The sequence below is a fragment of the Acidobacteriota bacterium genome (genome assembly GCA_016715115.1).
Taxonomy (GTDB): Bacteria; Acidobacteriota; Blastocatellia; order Pyrinomonadales; family Pyrinomonadaceae; genus JAFDVJ01.
On the sequence record JADKBM010000011.1, the window covers coordinates 390,796 to 411,170 of the forward strand.

Consider the following 20,375-nt stretch of genomic DNA (forward strand, 5'->3'; position numbering starts at 1 on the left):
TACTAACGATTAACAATTTTCCTACTACGAAAAAAGATTTGATCCGATAAGAGCGACTTTGCCGGGCATTCGTTAATTCAAATGCCAATTACGCGTCATTAGAAACGCGTCGTAGTAGTTCGTCCGAAAATGGCAAAGTTCTTTGAAAGCATCTTACCGAAAAATAAAAATGGTAGTCAGTAGCAGATTTGAACTGCTGACCCCTACCGTGTCAAGGTAGTGCTCTACCACTGAGCTAACTGACTAAAATTCGCTGCAAAAAGCGAATTGATAGAATGCCAAAAAAGGTCGCCAAGTGTCAAGTTACGCGCCTGATTCCGTGCGATTTACTTAACGAATTGAAAGATCCGGCTACTCGCAGCGCGAACGGTCGGAATGCGCTGAGCCCGCCAGAAGCCGGCCACCGAGCTCCGGCGATGGGCATAAATTCGCGGTAGATGGTCCGGAAGAAGAGCGTCTCGCGTTTCTCTTTCGGGGCAACGGCAACTATCATTGAAAAGAGCAGTCGGCTTGTGGTCAGGGGGCGAGAGAAGGGTTTGTCAGCGAAGATTCGCAGCATTTTTGAACGTTGGGCGGAGTTTCTCAAGGTTGCCTGGGATTCGGTCCGCGCGCATCGGTTGCGTTCGTTCTTGACGATCATCGGGATCGTCATCGGCGTCGCGGTCGTCGCGCTCGTTTCAGCGCTTCTCGATGGGGCAAGCAATTTTATCGTTTCGCAAACGGCGAACTTCGCACCGGACGTCGTTCGCGTCGATAAGGCGGCTTTTCAGGACTTTTCCGGCGACGGCCAGGAGTTCGTCACCGCTCTGTCGCGGCGTCCCGACATCTACAACGACGAACTTCAGAGGCTTCGAGACCGGCTTTCGGAAACGATCGAAGTCGGGGCGCAGGCCGATGCCGGACTCCCGGTCCGGCGAGGTGAGAGGACGTTGGAGGGGGTTGTTGTTCAAGGCGTGACCTCAAATATTACCGCGCTGACGACGATCAAGGTCGCGCGTGGCCGTGAGTTTACTCCGACCGACGATTTCTACCGATCGAATGTCGTGATAATCGGCACCGACCTTGTCGACGAACTTTTTCCGACGACCGATCCGCTTGGCAGTGAGATCCGGATCGGGCAACTTCCATACACGGTCGTCGGTGTCGCCGAACCCCGCGGATCGTTGTTCGGCGCGTCGCAGGACGGTTTTGCGCTGATTCCGCTCGGCACGTTCGCCAAGATATTCGGCGGTCGCTCGCGTTCGCTTTCTCTGCTTGCGCGCGCGAAACCGGAGACCGGGATGTCAGTCACCGAAACGGAGGACACGGTTCGCGTCGCACTTCGAATTATGCGAAAGCTCGAATCCGGTGTTGCCGACGATTTCAGTCTGACGACGGCAAAGAGCGTCCAGGCGTTTACCGAGACGCTGACGGGTCTGGTCGCGACGATCACGTATCCGCTGACGATGATCGCGCTCGTCGTCGGCGGCGTAGTCGTGATGAATATGATGCTCGCCTCGGTAACTGAAAGAACGCGCGAGATCGGGATCAGAATCGCCATCGGAGCGCGGCGGCGCGATATCTTGACCCAGTTTCTGTTCGAGGCGACGCTCCTGACGCTGATCGGCGGATTGATCGGACTTGCGTTGGCTTACGTGGTGGTCAAAACGGCAGCGATCCTGACGGGTTTTCCGATCGCGCTGCCGCTGCGGGCGGTCGGTGCGGCGATCCTTTTGTCGTGTTTGATCGGAATCGTCTTTGGCGTTCTCCCGGCGCGGCGGGCGTCGCGGCTCGATCCGATCGAGGCTTTGCGCAGCGAATGACGGTTTTTTTGCGTGCCGTGACGGCGGACCGGACTCCGGCGATATCCGCGGCAATGAAATGTGGGTATGAACATCAACCGCCAACTTTTCAGGGATACGATCGGGACCGTTTTCGGCTCGTTGCGATCGCATAAGTTGCGGGCGGCGCTGACGCTTACCGGCGTTATCATCGGGACGGCGGTTGTTTCGATGGTCGGCGCGATTCTCACAGGACTTTCACAGCGCGTCGCCGAGGTCACCGAGAACTCCGCGCCGAACACGATCTGGTTCACCAAAGAAGAACGGATCGGGCCGTCCTTCGATCGCCCGACCGCCGAGGAGCGCCAGCGCAAGGATTTGACTTATGAGGACGCGCTCGCGGTTTCCGGGCTTCCGACGCCGCTCGGCGTCTCGCCGCAAAAGATTCGCGGCAGCTACGGGCCGACCGCGAATCCGCCGAAGATCAACTACAAGAGCCGGGACGGTTACAATCCGCTGATTCTCGGCGTGTGGGAAAATTTCCCCGAGATCGTTTCTGTGCCGCTTGAAAGCGGCAGGTTCTTCGTCGAATCCGAACGCCGCGCCAGGGCGCCGGTCGCGGTCATCGGGAATGGCATCGCGCGCCAGATATTCGAGGAAGAGGATCCGCTCGAAAAAGAGATAAAGATCGATGGAAAACTGTTTCGCGTTGTCGGCGTGCTCGCCGACCCCGCCGGGCAGGGAGTCATCGGGAGTGACGAGATAGACCTGCGAACGGTTTACATCCCATTTGACACTGCGCTCAAGAACTACCCCGAGATCGAGGGCACGGCGATCGTCGTGCGCGCCGCTCAGGGCAAAACGGACGAAACGACCGACGAAGTTTCCGCGCTTCTTCGCCAGCGCCGCGGAGTCGCGGCAGGCGCGCCGAACAATTTCGGCGTCAACCGCGCGGAACAGGTTTTTACGATCGTCAATCAGGCCATCGCCGGGCTCGCGCTGATCGTCGTTCCGATCGCCCTCGCGAGCCTGCTCGTCGGCGGACTCGGCGTGATGAACATAATGCTCGTTTCGGTAACCGAACGTTCGGCGGAGATCGGCATCAGGCGCGCGCTCGGCGCTCGGAAAAATGACATTTTGCTGCAATTTTTGATCGAGGCGATGACGCTCACCGGAATCGGCGGGCTGGCCGGAATCTTCATCGGGCTCGCTTTCGCCTTTTTGATTCGCTTGCTGGTCAGTTTCCCGACGGTCGTGCCGCTTTGGGCGGTCCTCTCCGGATTCATAACGTCGGTCGCGATCGGTCTCGTCGCCGGAATTTATCCCGCCGCCCGCGCTGCGAACCTCGATCCGGTCAACGCGATGCGCGGAGAATGAACGGATTTGGGATTTGCGATTTGCGATTTGCGATTTGCGATTTGGGATTTGGGATTTGGCATTTGCGATTCCACAAATTCCAGATTCCAAGTTCCAGGTCTGGAATCTGGAATCTGGAATCTGGAATCTCTGGAATCTCTGGAATCTGGAATCTCCGGAATCTGGAATCTCCGGAATCTGGAATCTCCGGAATCTGGAATATCTGGAATCTGGAATCTCTGGAATTCTGCAATCGCAAATCGCAAATCGCAAATCCGAATTCAGAGTTTTGCGCTGCAGATGCGGTGCATCGCGATCGCGACGAGCTTTGCGGTTTGACCGTTTTGGTCGGATCCGGGATTGACCTCGGCGAACGCGATCAGTTTTGTGTTGACGAGGTCGGCGGCGAATTCGACGAGTTTCAAAAACTCTCCGGCACGAAGCCCGAACGGACTCGGCCTCGTAACTCCCGGCGCCTCCGAAGCGCGGACGGCCTGAAGGTCAAAACAGAAAAAAACGTTCATCGTCCGGCTGTGATGGATGAACTCCTGCCGGATCGTCTCGCGAAGTTCCGTATCCGCGGCGTTTCGCGATCGAAGCATCTCGAGGCTTATTAGTTTCGATCCGATCTCGACCAAATGACGGTAGTGGACCGGTGAAACGTCCTGCGTCTGAAAGGCGATCTCGTAAAGGTAAGACGGAAGGATTAGGTCGGCTTCGAGCAGTTTGCGAAAAGGCGTCTCGCTCGTGATCTCGGATTTCTCGGCAATATCCAGACGCGCATCGACGTTGATCGCGAGCCATCTGTCACGGCCGAAGATCTCGGACATTGCGACGCCGTTCGGATAAGCGATGTCGCCGCCCCCGCCGAGCACAATGAGTCGTTTCCCGTCGCGCAGGACGGCATCGGAAACGATTCGCAGACGCTCGTGGGTTCGCTCAGGATCGCCGTCGGTCACGATGTTCCCGAGATCGAAGATCTTCCGATGAATACCGAAGTTCGAGAGCCTGTAAAAATGTTCCCGGATCGCGTCCGGCGCGGAAGATGCCCCGGCCGGTCCGCCGGCGCGGACGATGCCGCCATCGTCGGGACATCCGACAATGACGACATCCGAATTCCCATAGTGGTCGATCTCCGATGAAACCAACTCGCCGAGACGCACGTCCTGACGGTCGTGATTCCGGAAGAAAAGTGCGTCCGACGGACGGTTTGTGACTTCGAAGATCTCTTGCATAGTTTGCAATTTCCGGTTCGTTTGAATATAAGTATGATAGCACAGAGAGATGAAGTCGAGGATTATGAACATCGTCGGAAGCCGCATTATTGCCGAACTTAGATGGTCGCGCGGATGGCGTTTGCCGACGGTTTCCCGCTAACTTCTTTTTGCTCGAGAAATTAGGAATCCGTGGCCCGAAAACGATCTGGTCGCGGGTTTTTTGTATTTATGCACAGCGACTCTTCATTTTTGTTGAAATTGCCCGCGCGCACCGACGAGGCTCCTCCAGACGCTTTGAAGTCGATTCTTCTCAAATTGATGGGGGGAATCGACCTCGCTCGTGACGAAGCGCGCGGACTGCTCAATGCATTGCTTTCGGAATCGTCCAACAATTCGCAGATCGCCGCGGCCCTGGTGGCGCTCGCGATCAAGGGCGACACGTCCGAAGAACTTGCCGGGATGGCACTGGCGATGCGCGAACACGCGGCGCGGATCGATCCGGTCCACGAACGGTTCATCGATACCGCCGGAACGGGATCGAGCCGCGTCAAGACGTTCAACGTGTCGACCGCCGCCGCGTTCGTTATTGCCGGCGCGGGCTTGCCGGTCGCGAAACACGGCAGCCGCGCGGCAACGTCGAAGTCGGGAAGCGCGGATGTGCTTGCGGCTCTCGGCGTAAATGTCTCGGCAGGCCGCGAAGTCTCGGAAGCGTGCTTGAACGAGATCGGAATGTGCTTTATGTTCGCGCCGCTCTATCACGCTTCGACGGCGCGGGTCGCCGCGGTCCGCCGTGAGTTGGGCGTGCATACGACCTTCAATCTTCTCGGGCCGCTGACTAATCCGGCGGGCGCGCCGTTTCAGGTGTTGGGTGTCTGGCACGAGAATCTTGTCGCCAAAGTCGCCGAGACGCTGAACACTCTCGGGACGCAAAAGGCGTGGGTCGTTCACGGGCTCGACGGTTTGGACGAACTCACCCTTAACGGAACGACGCGCATCGCCGAGGTGACGCCTCGCGGTGTCGATGTTTTCGAGGTCAGTCCCGAAGATTTCGGTATCGAGAGCGTTTCGGACAAAGAGATGGCCGGGCTCCGGGGCGGGGACGCGGAACGAAACGCGGAAATTGTCAGAAGTGTCCTGGACGGAACCGAAACCGGCCCGGCGATGTCCCTCGTCCTTTTGAACGCCGCCGCCGCACTGTTTGTCGGCGGTGAAGCGGCGGGCTTTGACGAGGCGGCCGCGCTCGCGCGTGAGAGCATCTCGAGCGGGCGGGCGATCCGGAAATTGGAGGAGCTAAAGGTCAGGACTAACGCTTGAGCTGCCCGATTGTGGGAAGTTTCGGAGTAGATGAAACTGACTGGTGATAGCGGATAGGATGCAATTTCTTGAACAGATTCTGGAATTGAAACGCGTCCGCGTCGAGGCGGCGAAGGCGAACTGCGATCTCGAGAATTTGCGGTCCCTTGTAGGATCGGCGCGCGGGACACGGCCACGTCACCGGCTATCCGAAGCGCTCTCGCGCGATTCGATCAATGTCATCGCCGAGATCAAACGCGCTTCGCCCTCGAAAGGCGTGATCAATGCCGAAATCGATGTCGCGGAAACCTCGCGAATGTACGATGAAGGCGGCGCGGCGGCGATCTCGGTTTTGACCGAAGAAGATCTTTTTCAAGGCAGTCTCGAGGATCTGCGCGCCGCTCGCACCGCGGTCGCGCTCCCGCTTCTACGCAAGGATTTCGTCTATGACGAGTTTCAGATCTACGAAGCCGCCGCCGCCGGTGCGGACGCGATCCTGCTGATCGCGGCGATGCTCGACGACGCGACGCTCGCGGGGCTTTATCGATTGGCGGATGCGGACCTCGGGCTCGACGCGCTCGTGGAGGTTCATACGCGCGAGGAACTCGAACGCGTCAAAAAGATCAATCCGCGGCTGATTGGCATCAACAATCGCGATCTCAGGAGTTTTGAAGTGTCGCTCGATGTTTCTCGTGAACTCATAAGATACGCGCCCGACGGATCGCTGATGGTCACCGAAAGCGGGCTTTCGACGCGCGCCGAGATCGAGGAACTTCGTGGGCTCGGATTCTCCGGATTTCTGATCGGCGAAACGCTTATGCGCGGCGCTGACGCCCGCGAAATGCTAAAATCCTGGCGATGAACAAACCGCATATCCGATACCGGAATCAGACCCCGAAAGAGCGGCACTGGACGATTCATTTGCTTGCCGGCGTCAAGCTTCTGAAGGGAATTTTACTGTTTGTCGTGGCGATCAAGTTACTGACGCTGCTCAATCGCGATGTCGGCGAGTGGTTCGCGGATTTCATTGCGCGGCACCGGATCGATCCCGAAAACAAGATCGTTCACGGATTGATCGAAAAGATCGCCGGGATCAACCGCAACAACCTGATCGCGTTCAGTGTCGGTTCCTTTCTGTACTCGGCGCTCCAGATCACGGAAGGCGTCGGATTGTGGCTTGAAAAACGCTGGGCGGAAATGCTGACGGTGATCGCGACGTCCTTGCTGATCCCGGTCGAGATCTACGAGATAATCGAGAAGTTCACGTTCTTGCGGGTCGCGGCGCTTGTCGTTAACTTATTCATCGTGTGGTATTTGGCGACGCGGCTAAAGGACGAAAAGGCGGAACTCAATGACGCTCGTTAAGATTTGCGGGATCACGAATTTCGAGGATGCGGAACTCTCGGTGCGGTGCGGCGCCGATGCGCTCGGATTCAATTTCTATCCGAAGAGCCCGCGATTTGTTACACCGGAAGCGGTCGGCGCGATCGTCGATCGGTTGAAAACCGTTGTTGTAAAGGTGGGCGTTTTTGTCGATGAGCCAATTGAGTCGATCCTCGAAACGGCCCGGATCGCGAAACTCGACGCGATCCAGTTGCACGGCGGCGAATCGCCCGGGTTCGCGGCGGAAGTCAAAGTGCGGACCGGACTTGAAGTGATCAAAGCGTTTCGCGTTTCGCCCGATTTTCGGCCCGAAGTTGTTTTGAAATATGACGTCGACGCGATTCTGCTCGACGCATACAATCCGCACGAGCACGGCGGAACCGGCGCGATTTTTGATTGGGAAATTGCTCGCAGAGTAAAGCGGCTTGTTCCGGCGCTCTATCTTGCCGGTGGGTTGAGCGGCGAAAACGTCGACTCCGCGATCCGCAAAGTTCAACCGTTTGCCGTCGATTCCTGCAGTTTGCTGGAATCCGAAAAGGGAAGGAAAGACAGAGAGAAACTACTCAGATTTGTTTCAGTCATAAAAAAGGGAGCGGGAACCCCTTGATTGAACCCAAAACGCACAGTAGCGAGCTTTGCCCTCGAACCTTCGCCAATGCGAATAGAAATCCAGTCCGAAGCGCGCCGAAAAATGCCGGTCTTTTGAAATTGGGCCACCGGACGGACCTCTTAGAGGCGGTTTGTTCGTGCGGGTTCGGACAGAATCTAATTCGCGCCGATTGGCGGAGATTCGCGGGCAAACCCGCGCGGCCGCATCAGCAAATCGATAGCGATACGGGCCGCGGTAAGCTGGAACTCCCGCGGCCTGTATGATTCCAGGTCGGACTACTGAGGTATCCCCGTGAAATCCGCGTCGGTCAGGTTGTCGTCAACCTGAATTATCCGCGACGGGTTTTCAAACACGAATCTTCTGCTGGTAATCGCCAGAACATACGTGCGGCCCACCTCGACATCGTCAAATCCGTAGCGGCCGAATTGATTGGACCGTGTCGAAACCGTGTTTCCCCGGTCATCCGTCAAAGTTATGAGCGAGCTCGATATCGGGCGCCCGTCATTCGTCATAACCTTGCCCGAGACTTCGACGCCGGCTGCGGTCGGTGCGAGCACCGGAGTGAATTCGGACGTGTTGTTGTCCGCGTCGGTCGCGGTCGATGTGACGTGGTCGCCGGTCTCGAAACCGAGCAGTAGCGCGTTGCCGAGATTCACGGTCTTTGTGCCGGCCAACGAACCATTGTGATCGGCAGTCGTGTATCGATCCGAACCGATAAACTCAGCGCCCTCGCCGCTGCCGTCGGCGATGAAGAACTCGACATAAAGACCGTTCGCCCCATAATTCGAATTCGCCGGCGAAGAATCAACCTCGTACTGGATCACCAGATCGCCGCTCCCATTAATCGACAAACCCGAAATTTCCGGGTAGTTTTGTCCCTTGTTCGCACCGCCGTCCGAGTCGCCAGCATCGTTCAGAGACAATCCCAGAAGGTTCAAATCGATGCCGAGTCCGCCGTTTCCACTGATTACATTCGGATCGACAAGAATGCCTGTCCCTGCTGTTTCATCGATTCGGACCCCCGCGCCGACGCTTGCCGTGATCACGTTTCCAGAGTTTTCTTCAGGGCCGCCGATCAAAATTGTCCCGGCACCGTCGGTTACGAAAATGCCGTTGGAACCGTTGCCGATGCCGGGCGTGCCGTCCGCGTCGGTGCCGACCGAATTGTTCTTGATCGCAATGTTGTTTGAACCCGCTCCCTTCACGACGATCCCGTCTCCGCCGTTTGCAGCGATCACGTTCCGCGGTTCGTTGACGTCTGCAAGGCCAACGGAAACGTCGGAGATATCTTCAAGCCGGATTCCGTTTTGTTGATTTCCTCCCACAACGAGCGCCCCGCTATCGTCGCGCATAACGCCGATATTGTTGCCGACAATGATCGCGGGGTCGTTCTGGTTTCCTCCCGGTGCGGTTGAGTTTCCGGCGAAACTCGCCGTGAAGTTATTCCTGAAAAAGATCCCGGAGTTGACGTTATTCAGCAGATCATTTGAAATGATCCGTGTGGAAATCGTATTGAAAACATAGATCCCGTTTCCGGTGTTGCCGAGGCTTTGTCCCGTTGGCGTTACGCCGACGAAATTTCGAACGACCTGGTTCCGCCGCGTCGTGCTCTGGGTCGGAACGGGTATCGTGCCCTCGATGCCGATGCCGTTGCCATTATTCGCGACGACGACGTTCCCGAAACGCTCACCGCCGGAATCTTGCTGCCCGACGAAGTTTTCGGAACTGTCCTGAACGAGGATGCCGCCGGTCCGGTTCGGTGCGAGAAGAATCCGATCAAGAATTTCCCCCCAATCCGAGAGTCCGACGAGATTGCCGGTGATCTTGTTGCGGATAGGAACCGTCGCGCCGGGAGCCGGCGGGCAGACGACGCCCGTTAAAATCGGGCAAACGGCGATTCCCAAGTTGAGATTCGCGGAGACGATATTGCCGTCGTGATTTGATGATGTGAAGTTTCCCAGAGCGCCGCCGATGGTATTGTTGTTCGCACCGTTACCAACGTGAATTCCGATTCCATTCGGGATCAGAAGAATTTGCTGCGAAGTTGCCGACGCATCCGGGCGCGGACCGACACCGATCCGGTTGCGCACGAGGACGTTCTGCGTCGGCGCCGGAATATCCAGATTAGAAAGCTTCGCGATTTTAACGCCGATTTCGGTGTTGCCGGAGATTACGTTGCCGCTGCCGAAACCGACCTGAATCCCTGGGCTGCCGCCGATCGTGTTGCCTACCGAGCCGTCGGCGATAACAATACCGATTCGGTTTCCGATTCCGGCGGTGGCGTCTTTGTTGGTACCGATTTTGTTTGAATAAATGAAATTGCCGGAGACGGCCTGCAATCCCGGTTCAGTCAGGGATAGCCTGATGCCGGTGTCGTTGCCCGAGATCAGATTCTTGAAGACCTCGTTTGCACGAGCGCCGTTGGCCAAAAAGACGCCGATATTATTTGGAGCCCCGCCCGTTCCGGCTTCGTCGGTTCCGATGCGGTTGTTTTCGATCCGATTATTCTGTTCGACGGGATCCGCCTCGCCCTTTTCGATGAAGATACCTACATCGGTGTTCCCCGAAATAATGTTCTGGACAACGTTGTTATTGCTTCCCTGAAGACGAATTCCGTATCTGTTTCGATACCGTTCCCTAAGGTTGTCGAGCGTTCCGATCAGGTTGTTTGCAATCGTGTTGCCGGAAGACGTCGCATCAACCCAGATACCACTTTCGCGCTGGCCGAAGATATCGTTTTTCGAGATCGCGGGGAATTCGCGTCTTCCGGTATCCTCACCGATGGTGAATCCGTTGCCTTTGAGATAGATACCGTACCTGTTGTAGGCGACGAGGTTGTTGACGATCGTGACACCGGTGCCGTTGCCGCGGAGGTCAATTCCGGTCGGCGTCGCTTCGCCGAGGTCAAAGGGTTCCCGGGTTGTGTTGGTACCGATGAGGTTGTACCGCAGCTCAGTGCCGCTAATAGACGAGTTCTCGCCGGAGAGCAGAATGCCGGCGATCTTCGAGACGATATTATTGACCGCAGCGACATTTCCGATCAGCGTTCCCCGCGCGTAGTTTCGAATTCCAAAATTGTTCGGCCGCGCTGAGTTTCCGCTTCGGTTAAGACCTATCTGATTGCCGACGATTAGGGTCCCGATGCCGGCGGTGTTGCGAATCTGGATCCCCGTCGAGTCGCCCGTCACATCATGCGCTGAGATAACGTTTCCAGCTCCTTCGCGCGTTCCCCCGATTACATTCGTATTGCCGGAAATCACGTCGATGCCGAACTGGCCGTTCGGAAGCCGCAGGCTTGTTTCGTCGATGCCAAGATTGACGCCCTCGACCGCATTGGAATTCCCGGCTATCTCAATTCCCGTGTCGCGATTGGATGAAACATAGTTGGGTACGAGCCTTCTTCCGATGATGTTGGAATTCGACCCGATGATCCGGATGCCGGTAAAGTTTCCGTACTGAAAGTCTTCCCCGACAAAAATCTTGTCAATGTCTTTGTCGACGCCGATAAAGTTGCTTACAGCCCGATTGCTGGAGCCGCCAGAAATCCTGATTCCCTCCTGATTGCCGGAAATGACATTCGGTTCGTCCTCGTCGCCGATTGTGACGATTTTTGAGTTCCTCAAGCTGATACCGATCGCCTGCCTTCGGGCCGGGTCGAACGTAAGACCGTCGGCATAAAGTCCGATGAAACTGTTCTTAACCAAGCCGTTATCGCCGTTGAACTCGATGCCTGCCCCGAGAAAACTGTTGATCGCGAGGGCGTCCACGACCGATCCGCTGCCCGCGCCGCTAAACGTCAGTCCGTTTGCATTCCCATCGACAAGGTCGCCGCGAATCTCGATCAGCGGGCCGCCGGCGTATCCGGGTTGGCTTTGCCCGTCAAGGCGGAGTTTTTTCGTTACTGTCGGAAGTGCGGACGCGGGACGGATTACCTTAACTCCCTCGCCGGGTATGTCAAACTCAATGAGAACCACCGACGTCTCCCGCGTGATGGCGAATTCGATTGCGGCGCGCAGCGAGCACTCGTTCGGATTGGTATTCGATGTGTCAATGTCGCACAGATCGTCGTTTGCGTTGCCGTCCGGGAGGTCGCTGGTGGTCGTTACAACGAGCGGTACGGCGCAGACTACGCCAAGAGAATCGATCAGCTCCTCAAGGTTCGCGGCAGCCGTGCAAACACCGGCGGCGCAGGAGAACTCGGACGTTTCGCCGTCGCTGTTCGTGGCGGTCGCGGTAATCAAATGACTTGACGGGACAGGTCCGTCGGAGATGAAGAACAACGATACGAAACCGTTGCCGTCGGTCGTTACAGTCTCGGAGCCGAGAAAAATCTCGCCCTCGCCGTAATTGCTCGAGTCCGTTTGGTTATTGGAGTAAAAATCGACCCTGAATGTCCCACGCGGAGTGCTGCGCAAAACGCCCTGGACCGTCACATTGGCGGCGGTAAAGATCGGCGCGATCAGTGTCGGATAGTTTTGCAAGGAATTGGCGCCGTCGTCGCCGTCGTAGCAATCGTTTGTGTTGACGCCGTCGTTCGGGTAGGGAATCGGAGTGTCCACGCGCATCAGATCGATGCCGAGTTCGCCGTTGGCGAAGATCGAATTTCCGATTATTTCCAGACTTCTGACCGTGAAATCGTTACCTGCAATCGCCGCGATACCGGCTTTCGTGTTGTTGCTTATTATGTTTCGCTCGTTGCCGCCGGCTCCGCCGATTGTCGTTTGACCGCCGCCGAATACCTGAACCCCGTTGAGCGAATTGCCGAGCGGCTGCTCGAATTTGTTGACGCCGATGAAAGTGTTGATGATCCGAAGTTCACCGGCCTCGTTGGTTACCGTGAGTCCGTTGCCGAAATTTCCGGCGACGACGTTTTTCTCCTGGTCCAGCGTTCCGCCGAGTTCCAGATCGCCGAAGAAGTTGCTGAGGCTAACGCCGCCCTCGCCGCAGTTTTCGGAGCCTGCGACGTTGTTCGGAATCGCAAAGGTTCCGGTCGCGTCGGTGCCGATCAAATTGGCTTTTGCACGAACTCTTCCGAACGCGTTGTTGCGGACCGACGACCCGAGGATAAGGCCGCCGCAGTAGCCTCCGGAGATCAGGTTGCCGAAGGAAACCGGAGTCGATTCTGCGATCGCCCAGTCGCCGACGATCGTATTCCCGCGCGACGCCCTCACGCCGGACAGTTCCGCGTAGTTCGTCGGAAAATTCGTTAAGCTTGCCGTCCCGGTCTTGTTGACACCGGTATAGTTGCTGAAGATTCCGACTTCGCCGAATCTGCCGCTCCTGTAAATCACCCCATTGACGAGATTGCAGAATCCGGTACAGCTTTCGCCCATTGTGAAGCCAAGCGGGAACCCGACCGTCCCGAAATTCCGGTTGTGAATAACGTTGATGCCGTTCAATGTAACGAGGCCCAGGCCTCCGACACCGCTGACCAGAGTATTGGGAATGCCAACCGTTCCCGTGACGTCGGTGCCGACATTGTTGCCCGCGATCGAGCAGAATCCGAAATCGGACGAGACCGAAGAGTCGACGTCTCCGAGGCAGCTTATGCCGCCCCAGCCATTGCCCGAAACCGTGTTCCGGCCGCGTTCGGTGATCGAACCGATAGCCGTCGCGGTGACCGGCGACGCGAGAATGCCCTCGCGGCAGTTTCCGACCGCGATCGTGCCATTTACATCGGTACCGATCCGCGTTCCCTGAATTCTGTTTTCGAATGTCAATAAATCGCCGGTCGGATTTCCGTTTTCGTCGAGCGTAGTCAGCGGAAAAACAACAAGTCCCTCGCCAGAACAAGTACCGAAACCATTGAGAATCGCCTTCGTATTGCCGGAAATCGTATTGCCTTCGCCGAAATTGTCGCCGCCGATCGCATTTTGCGAACCCGTCAGAAAAACGCCGGCCGAATTCGGCATTGCGACGGCGCCCGTGATGTTGAGGCCGATGATGTTGCCCCAAAAATTTCCGCGAACGCTGTCGGTTGTCGTGATGCCGATCCCCGGCTCGTTCGCGACGGCGTCGCCGTTGCCCGAGATTAGCTGACGATACGTCGGATCGGTGAAGCCGATCTGGTTGTCGTGCGAGTCAAAGATATTGAGTCCGGCATTGTTGCCCTTGTCGGTCGAACCGTTAAGGTCCGTGCCGAGATAGTTCGCGAAAACCCAGTTGTTCCCGTTGTTCGGAGAAAGCTGAGTCGATTCGATCGTCAGAGCGTTGCCGCCGACAAGACTGCCGTTCCCGTCATCGATCCCCTTAAACGAGTTGATCGCAAGTCCGGCGACGATGGCGTCGCTCGTGCGGATCTTGATGCCGTCAGCGGCACCGGCGTTTGTGCCGTCGATTTCGACGCCCGGTAGATTTACCGCGAGCCCGTTGATAATTGTCCCATTGCCGCGAACAACCGGTAGTTCGCTCGTCGCGGCGATCGTCGGATTAGACGCAATGTCGAATCCGATTTGCGTCCCGGGGCTGCCGTTTGCCTTGATGATCGCCCCGCGAAGCGTGCACGGCCCCGCGTCTTCGCAGCTCGAAGGGCCGTCAAGGTTCGTGTTGACGGTTAAATTGAGCGTCGCGGCAGAGAGCAGAAGCGTCGGCTGAGATGAACCTTTTCGAAGGACGACGAGATCGCTTTTGGCGTCGAGGTTGAGGCGCACAGGCAGGACCGCGACGGGTGTCGACTCAGATTCGAAAGAGAAAACCTGGGTCGTCGTCAGGCCGTTCCCGTCCGTCGTTTCCGCGATCACGTTCAGGCTATTCGATGCGGCGTCGATCAGCACCAGGTCGTCTTTTCCGCTAAAGCCGATTCGGGCCTTGGTCAGGCCGGCGACGCTGCCCGTTGCGAGCCGCGCGTCGCGAATGATCGATTTCGCTTCCCAGGCGGCGAAATCGACCGGAACGGCGGCGACCGTTTTGAGGAAGTTCTCGCGCGATTTTTCGTTGTTTACGAAAGCTTCTTGTTTCGCGTTTGCGATCATTGCCGATTGTTCCTCCGGCGTAAGTTTGGCAAACTCCGCGGCATCGAGCTTCATTATCGCTTCTCGCGCGGCACGCTGCTCGGCGCCGCTCAGGTTCGGATCGATCCCGTCAATTGCAGGCGTTTCGTCCGTGTTTGCCGTCTGCGGCATATCCTGAATTCCCGAAAAGCTCGCGGCGTCAACGTCGGTCGGGACGAATGCGACCGGTTTTCGTGCAACATTTGGCAACGCGGCGTTGGCGAAATTCGTCGACTTTTCGGCGCGCGCCGGAGCGAATGTCTGGACGGTTCCGTCGCTTGTGAGAACCGAGAGCGACAATCTGCTGTCGTTTGTGAATTGACCGATAGCGAGTCCGTTGATGTTTCCCGATAACGTTTTCGTCAAAACGACGGCTTTCGGACGCTGAATTTCCTTTGGCCGGAGAATGTCCCACGGCGTGACCTGGCCGCGGCCCTGGACGAGCACGATCTTGCTTCCGCACGCGACGGCGATGTCGGAATAACCGTCAGCGCCGAGAAATCCGGTCGCGATGTATTGCGCCGCAGACGGAAGCGCGATGATTTCAGGCTTGTGCTTGAATGCCCCGGCAGGATGTTCGAAAACACGCAGCTGTGCGCCGTCTTTGCCCGTTATTGCAACGGCGACGTCGGTTTGACCGTCGACGCGGCCGATCTCTCCAACAGCGAGAGCTGTAAGCGGGCCGTCGAGTTCGATCCTCAACGGCGGCGCAAATTGTCCGTTCCCGAGTCCGGCGTGCAGGACGATCGATCTATCGCCCCGTCGCGCGGCTAGAATGTCCCGCTGGCCATCAGCGTTGAAATCGCCGTGCTCGAAAAACTCGGGAATTACGCCGACAGTCGCCATCAAGTCAGTTTCGGAAAAAGGATCAACTTGCGAATTGGTTAGGAATCGAGAGTTGCCTTTAAGGAAACGCATCCCGCCGCTCTGGTCGGCAATGACGAGGTCGGCGACACCGTCCGAATCGAAATCAGCGCTTGTGGACTTTGTGGCATCGGCCGTTTTGCGGTCGCCGGGCGATGCGTTGAGTTCAAAGCCGTCTCTCAGACTGACGAGCGGGAAACCGTTCGGTGCCGACTTTATCGTCGGAGCCTTTTCGGAGGGCCTATTCTCCGAATCGCCTTCCTGTCCGGCCACCGAAAATGAACCGAAAATCTGAGCCAAACCAAAAGCCGCCGCCGTCAAGACCAAAAAAACCAATCGAAACGATCGCATAAGCACCTCTTCCTTTTGAAAATGAAAACCGTGAAAGACATTTTCGTATTTGACCGATTCACGCCGACAAACCGCATCGGCCGTCCGCTTTTTTGCCGCAGGTATAATGTCTTTCATAGTGCAAGGCGAAATCGCACGGCGGATTGCATCATTTCTTGTCAGAAAAATTTTCAAGCGCCTCGAAACTATGTATAATCTCAGCTAAATCAACCGTTTAGATTTTGAAGAAAATGCCACAGGACGTGACCTTACTGCTCGATAAGATCAACGACGGCGATGTTTCCGCGCCCGAGATTCTTCTTCCGTTGGTTTATGACGAACTGCGGAAACTGGCGAACAGTTACCTCAAAAAGGAACGCTCCGACCATACTTTGCAGGCGACGGCGCTCGTTCACGAGGCATATATCCGGCTCGTCGATTGGGAGAACGTCAGCTGGCAGAACCGCGCCCATTTCTTCGCCGTCGCGGCGCAGGTCATGCGACATATTCTGGTCGACCACGCGCGGCGCAAAAAGGCCGACATACACGGCGGACGCTTGCAAAAACTCGCGCTCGAAGAAGCGATCAGCTTCTCGAAAAACCGCGAAATAGATCTTGTCGATCTCGACGACGCGCTGAAGGAGTTGGAAAAGCTCGACCAACGCCAATCGAGAATCGTCGAACTTCGTTTTTTCGCCGGTTTGACCATTGAGGAAACGGCGCACGCGCTCAGTGTCTCGACGATGACCGTTTCGCGCGACTGGAATTTTGCGAAAGCCTGGCTGTTTCGCCGCCTCGAAAATGACGGATAAGCATTCGCACGAAAACATCAAGGAACTATTCTCGGAAGCGCTCGAACTCTCGCCGGGTGAACGCGCGGGTTTTTTGGACGAACTCTGCGGCGATGCGCCCGAGCTTCGCCGCGAAATCGAATCGCTGCTTGCGGCATTTGAAAAAAGCGAAGATTTTATCGAAAAACCGGCGGCGCGGATCGAGGGCGTTCTTCCGCATGGAAACAGCCTTGAAAAAGTCGTCGGTAATTACCGGATCATTCGTGAAATCGGTCAAGGCGGGATGGGCGCAGTTTATCTTGCCGCGCGCGACGACGGCGAGTTCGAGAAGAACGTCGCCGTCAAACTCAGCCGCCAGACCATCGCCGACGGCGAATCGATCAGGCGTTTTCTCGCCGAACGGCAGATTCTCGCCAAACTTCAGCATCCCAACATCGCGACTCTGATCGACGGCGGCCTGACCGAAGACGGCCAGCCGTTTCTCGCGATGGAATTTATCGACGGCGTTTCGATCACCGATTTTTGCCGGCAAAATGAACTTTCGGTCCGCGAACGGCTCAAGCTGTTTCTGAAAGTCTGCCGAGCGGTCGCATATGCCCATCGAAATCTGATCGTCCACCGCGACATTAAACCGTCGAACATTCTCGTCAGCGGCGACGGCGAACCGAAACTGCTCGATTTCGGCCTCGCACGGCTGACCGATGCGGGCGCGGAAACGGATCGGACGAAAACGATCTTCCGTGCGCTAACGCCGGCTTACGCATCGCCCGAACAATTGCTTGGCAGATCGATCACGACCGCATCGGATATTTACAGTCTCGGCGTTGTGCTCTACGAAATGCTGACGGATTCGCGGCCCTTTGCGACCGACAATAGGAGCCTCGATGAAGTGATCGGAACGGTCGTTAATTCGGAGCCGCGGACGCCTTCGTCGATCCCGTCGGCATCCGCGCGCCGCAGTCAGTTGCTGAAGGGCGACATCGACAACGTGATTCTGTTGGCGTTGCGCAAAGAACCGGAACGGCGTTATGCGTCGGTCGAGGATTTTGCGCGGGATATCGAGAATTGTCTCGACGGTCGCCCGGTTTCGGCGCGACCGAACACGCTTTCTTATCGAACGGCGAAGTTCGTCCGTCGAAACCGCGTTGCCGTAACTGCCGGCTTTCTGGTGTTTGCCGCACTCGTTGGCGGTTTGGCGGTTTCGCTGTACCAGACAAGAATCGCCAACGAAACCCGTGCGCTGGCCGAAAGGGAATCGGCAAAATCAAAAAAAATCACGGCGTTTATGGAGAAGATCCTCAACTTTGCCAATCCGGCGTGGTATGCCGAAGGACGAAGTACGGGCGGTGAGGCGAAGCTCAGCGAGGTTTTGGACGAACTCGCGGAGAAGATAGAGACCGAGTTTCCGGACGATCCGGACGTGCAGGCCGAGCTTCATCATAAATACGCGGAGATCTATCTGTCACGCAACCTAAATGAGAAAGGGCTGTTTCACGCCGAACGTGCGCTGACGGTCCGACGGCGGTATTTCGGGGAACGCCACGCCGAAGTTGCGAAAGATCTCTATTATTTATCGGCTGCAAATCAACGGTTGGGTCGGGTTACAACGTCCTTCAAGCTCAGCGAAGAGGCGATCGCAATGTTTCGCGAAGTGGACCCGGACAATCGAAATCTGCCTTACCTGCTGGAGAATCACGGTGAAGTGCTAAGTGACGATTACAGGGATCCGGCGGCGGCGATCGCATTTTTCCGGCAGGCATTGGAGTTGTTTCGCCGCCACGACGGTGAAAAACACTACAACACGATTCGCCAGTATTTCAATCTCGCGGTCGTACTCGCCGAAACACGTGACACGGGGCCGGCCGAAGAGTTCTTTAAGCGCGGCGAGTCGTTGATAGCCGAACTTCCGGACGAGAATCTGCGAGATGCAATTACTGAGTATCGCGTTCGTTTCGAAGCCGCGAAAGGAAATCTGTCCGTCGCGATCGGTATTCTCAAAGGCCGGATCGATTCGATCCCTCAGAATGCGGGATCTACGGCATCGGTCGGTAAGACGATTCTGATTCTGAAGACGATTCTTGAAGACAAGCAGGATTTCGCGGCGAGGAGTGAAGTTACAAGGAAGCAGATCGCCATCGCTCTTCGATCAATCGCGGCCAATGATCCCGGAATGGGCATTCTGTACGCGGACCTTGCGAATGACCTTCTCCGGGCCGGCCGCGAGGTGGAAGGACGCGCGGTGTTGCAGAAGGCGCTTTCGATGTATGAAACGATTCCGGGTGCGGATGGCGCTAAATACCAAAGCAGCCTCGGCGAAGGTTTGTATCATCAGAATCGCTTTTCGGAAGCCTTGCCTTTTCTTCGCGCGACGGCCGCTTTTTACCGGGCGAATGTTCCGCCTAATCGCAGATCACGGGAAATCTTTGAGATGTTGGACAAGACCGAAGCCAATCTGAAAGAATCAAGCCATGGATTTTGAGCCAAATGAGCGTGGTTATTGGGGCGAATTCGGCGGGCGTTTTGTCCCCGAAACACTGATGTCGCCGCTTGAGGAATTGACCGACGCATATTTCTCGGTTCGTGACGATGCCGGATTCCAAGCAGAATTCTTGCATTTGCTGAAAGATTTTTCGGGCCGTCCGACGCCGCTTTTCCACGCCCGAAGGCTTTCGGAAATTCTCGGCGGCGCGCAGGTGTTTCTCAAGCGTGAGGATCTCGGACACACCGGATCGCACAAGATAAACAACGCCATCGGCCAGGTTTTGCTGGCTCGCCGGATGGGCAAGAAGCGCGTCATCGCCGAGACGGGCGCCGGCCAGCACGGTGTTGCGACGGCCACCGTTTGCGCGCTCTTCGGGCTCGATTGCGTCGTTTATATGGGCACGGAAGATATGCGCCGGCAGGAGTTGAACGTCTTTCGGATGCAACTCCTCGGCGCCGAAGTTCGCGGCGTCGATTCCGGTTCGAGGACGCTCAAGGACGCGATCAACGAGGCGTTGCGCGATTGGGTGACGAATGTCGAGACGACCTATTACTTGCTCGGCTCGGCGCTCGGACCCCATCCGTATCCACTGATGGTGCGGGATTTTCAATCCGTGATCGGTCGCGAAGCGCGCGAGCAGATCCTTGAACAGACGGGAAGTTTGCCGGATCTTCTGATCGCCTGCGTCGGCGGCGGATCGAACTCGATCGGCCTTTTTCATCCGTTTCTTAACGACGAATCCGTGAAAATGATCGGCGTCGAAGCCGGCGGGCGCGGATCGGGCCTCGGCGACCACGCGGCACGCTTTATGGACGGCGGCCGGGTGGGTGTTCTGCAGGGAACGAAAAGCTATTTGCTGCAGGATCCGAACGGTCAGATCGCGCTGACGCATTCGGTTTCGGCCGGCCTCGATTACGCTTCGATCGGCCCGGAACACGCGTTTCTGCACGATCTCGGCCGTGTCGAATACGTCTCGGCGTCCGACAACGAGGCGCTCGCGGCATTTCAGACGCTTTCGCGGACCGAAGGCATCATTCCCGCGCTCGAAAGCTCGCACGCGATCGCGCACGTCATCAAAATTGCGCCGCAGATGTCACCGGCACGAAACCTGATCGTTAATCTATCGGGTCGGGGTGACAAGGATGTCAGTCAGGTGCGGGAAATGATCGGCTGAGTTTGGATTCGAGCCGCGAGCTTTGAGCTTCGGGCTTTGAGCAACGAAACTCGAGCATACAGCTTGGTTTCGGTCCGCGAGCTTCGAGGAACGAAACTCGAAGCCCAAAGCTCGCAGCTCACAGCT

At 56.8% G+C, this 20,375-nt stretch carries 12 protein-coding genes and 1 tRNA gene; 9 read left to right on the forward strand and 4 right to left on the reverse strand.

Annotated elements, in window-relative coordinates:
- Positions 1-170 precede the first annotated feature (170 nt).
- Positions 171-245, reverse strand: a tRNA-Val gene (locus tag IPN69_10490).
- Between the two features lie 291 nt (positions 246-536).
- On the opposite strand from IPN69_10490, the gene IPN69_10495 reads away from it, so the two are divergent.
- Together IPN69_10495 and IPN69_10500 are read left to right on the forward strand one after the other, a co-directional pair.
- Complete coding sequence (locus IPN69_10495; protein ID MBK8811142.1) at positions 537-1,802, forward strand: ABC transporter permease; 1,266 nt, start codon at positions 537-539, stop codon at positions 1,800-1,802.
- 66 nt (positions 1,803-1,868) lie between these two features.
- Positions 1,869-3,137, forward strand: a complete 1,269-nt coding sequence (locus IPN69_10500) for an ABC transporter permease (protein MBK8811143.1) — start codon at positions 1,869-1,871, stop codon at positions 3,135-3,137.
- Here the strand turns inward: IPN69_10500 and IPN69_10505 are convergent.
- Together IPN69_10505 and IPN69_10510 are read right to left on the reverse strand one after the other, a co-directional pair.
- Complete coding sequence (locus IPN69_10505; protein MBK8811144.1) at positions 3,115-3,375, reverse strand: hypothetical protein; 261 nt, start codon at positions 3,373-3,375, stop codon at positions 3,115-3,117. The genes IPN69_10500 and IPN69_10505 overlap by 23 nt on opposite strands.
- A 22-nt stretch (positions 3,376-3,397) precedes the next feature.
- Positions 3,398-4,351, reverse strand: a complete 954-nt coding sequence (locus IPN69_10510) for an arginase family protein (GenBank protein MBK8811145.1) — start codon at positions 4,349-4,351, stop codon at positions 3,398-3,400.
- Between the two features lie 300 nt (positions 4,352-4,651).
- On the opposite strand from IPN69_10510, the gene trpD reads away from it, so the two are divergent.
- The 4 genes from trpD to IPN69_10530 are packed head-to-tail and all read left to right on the forward strand — an operon-like array spanning position 4,652 to position 7,616.
- The gene (gene trpD / locus IPN69_10515; protein MBK8811146.1) at positions 4,652-5,647 is read left to right on the forward strand and encodes an anthranilate phosphoribosyltransferase; all 996 of its coding nucleotides are present in this window, start codon (positions 4,652-4,654) and stop codon (positions 5,645-5,647) included.
- Positions 5,648-5,705: 58 nt separating this feature from the next.
- Positions 5,706-6,488, forward strand: a complete 783-nt coding sequence (gene trpC, locus IPN69_10520; protein MBK8811147.1) for an indole-3-glycerol phosphate synthase TrpC — start codon at positions 5,706-5,708, stop codon at positions 6,486-6,488.
- A complete protein-coding gene (locus tag IPN69_10525) occupies positions 6,485-6,991 on the forward strand; it encodes a DUF2127 domain-containing protein (GenBank protein ID MBK8811148.1) in 507 nt (168 codons plus the stop codon). The genes trpC and IPN69_10525 overlap by 4 nt, the downstream gene beginning before the upstream one ends.
- On the forward strand, positions 6,978-7,616 hold the full coding sequence (locus IPN69_10530) for a phosphoribosylanthranilate isomerase (GenBank protein MBK8811149.1): 639 nt from the start codon (positions 6,978-6,980) through the stop codon (positions 7,614-7,616). Before IPN69_10525 ends, IPN69_10530 begins: the two co-directional genes overlap by 14 nt.
- A 278-nt stretch (positions 7,617-7,894) precedes the next feature.
- Here IPN69_10530 and IPN69_10535 read toward each other — a convergent pair whose 3' ends face one another.
- On the reverse strand, positions 7,895-15,940 hold the full coding sequence (locus tag IPN69_10535) for a right-handed parallel beta-helix repeat-containing protein (protein MBK8811150.1): 8,046 nt from the start codon (positions 15,938-15,940) through the stop codon (positions 7,895-7,897).
- A 113-nt stretch (positions 15,941-16,053) separates the two neighbouring features.
- Here IPN69_10535 and IPN69_10540 point away from each other — a divergent pair, with 113 nt between their 5' ends.
- Genes IPN69_10540 through trpB form a run of 3 tightly spaced genes read left to right on the forward strand, consistent with a single transcriptional unit; the run spans position 16,054 to position 20,249 of the window.
- The gene (locus IPN69_10540) at positions 16,054-16,614 is read left to right on the forward strand and encodes a sigma-70 family RNA polymerase sigma factor (protein MBK8811151.1); all 561 of its coding nucleotides are present in this window, start codon (positions 16,054-16,056) and stop codon (positions 16,612-16,614) included.
- Positions 16,604-19,072 (forward strand): serine/threonine protein kinase, encoded by a 2,469-nt coding sequence (locus tag IPN69_10545; GenBank protein ID MBK8811152.1) that lies wholly within the window; start codon positions 16,604-16,606, stop codon positions 19,070-19,072. The genes IPN69_10540 and IPN69_10545 overlap by 11 nt, the downstream gene beginning before the upstream one ends.
- Positions 19,062-20,249, forward strand: a complete 1,188-nt coding sequence (gene trpB / locus IPN69_10550; GenBank protein ID MBK8811153.1) for a tryptophan synthase subunit beta — start codon at positions 19,062-19,064, stop codon at positions 20,247-20,249. The genes IPN69_10545 and trpB overlap by 11 nt, the downstream gene beginning before the upstream one ends.
- Positions 20,250-20,375 lie beyond the last annotated feature (126 nt).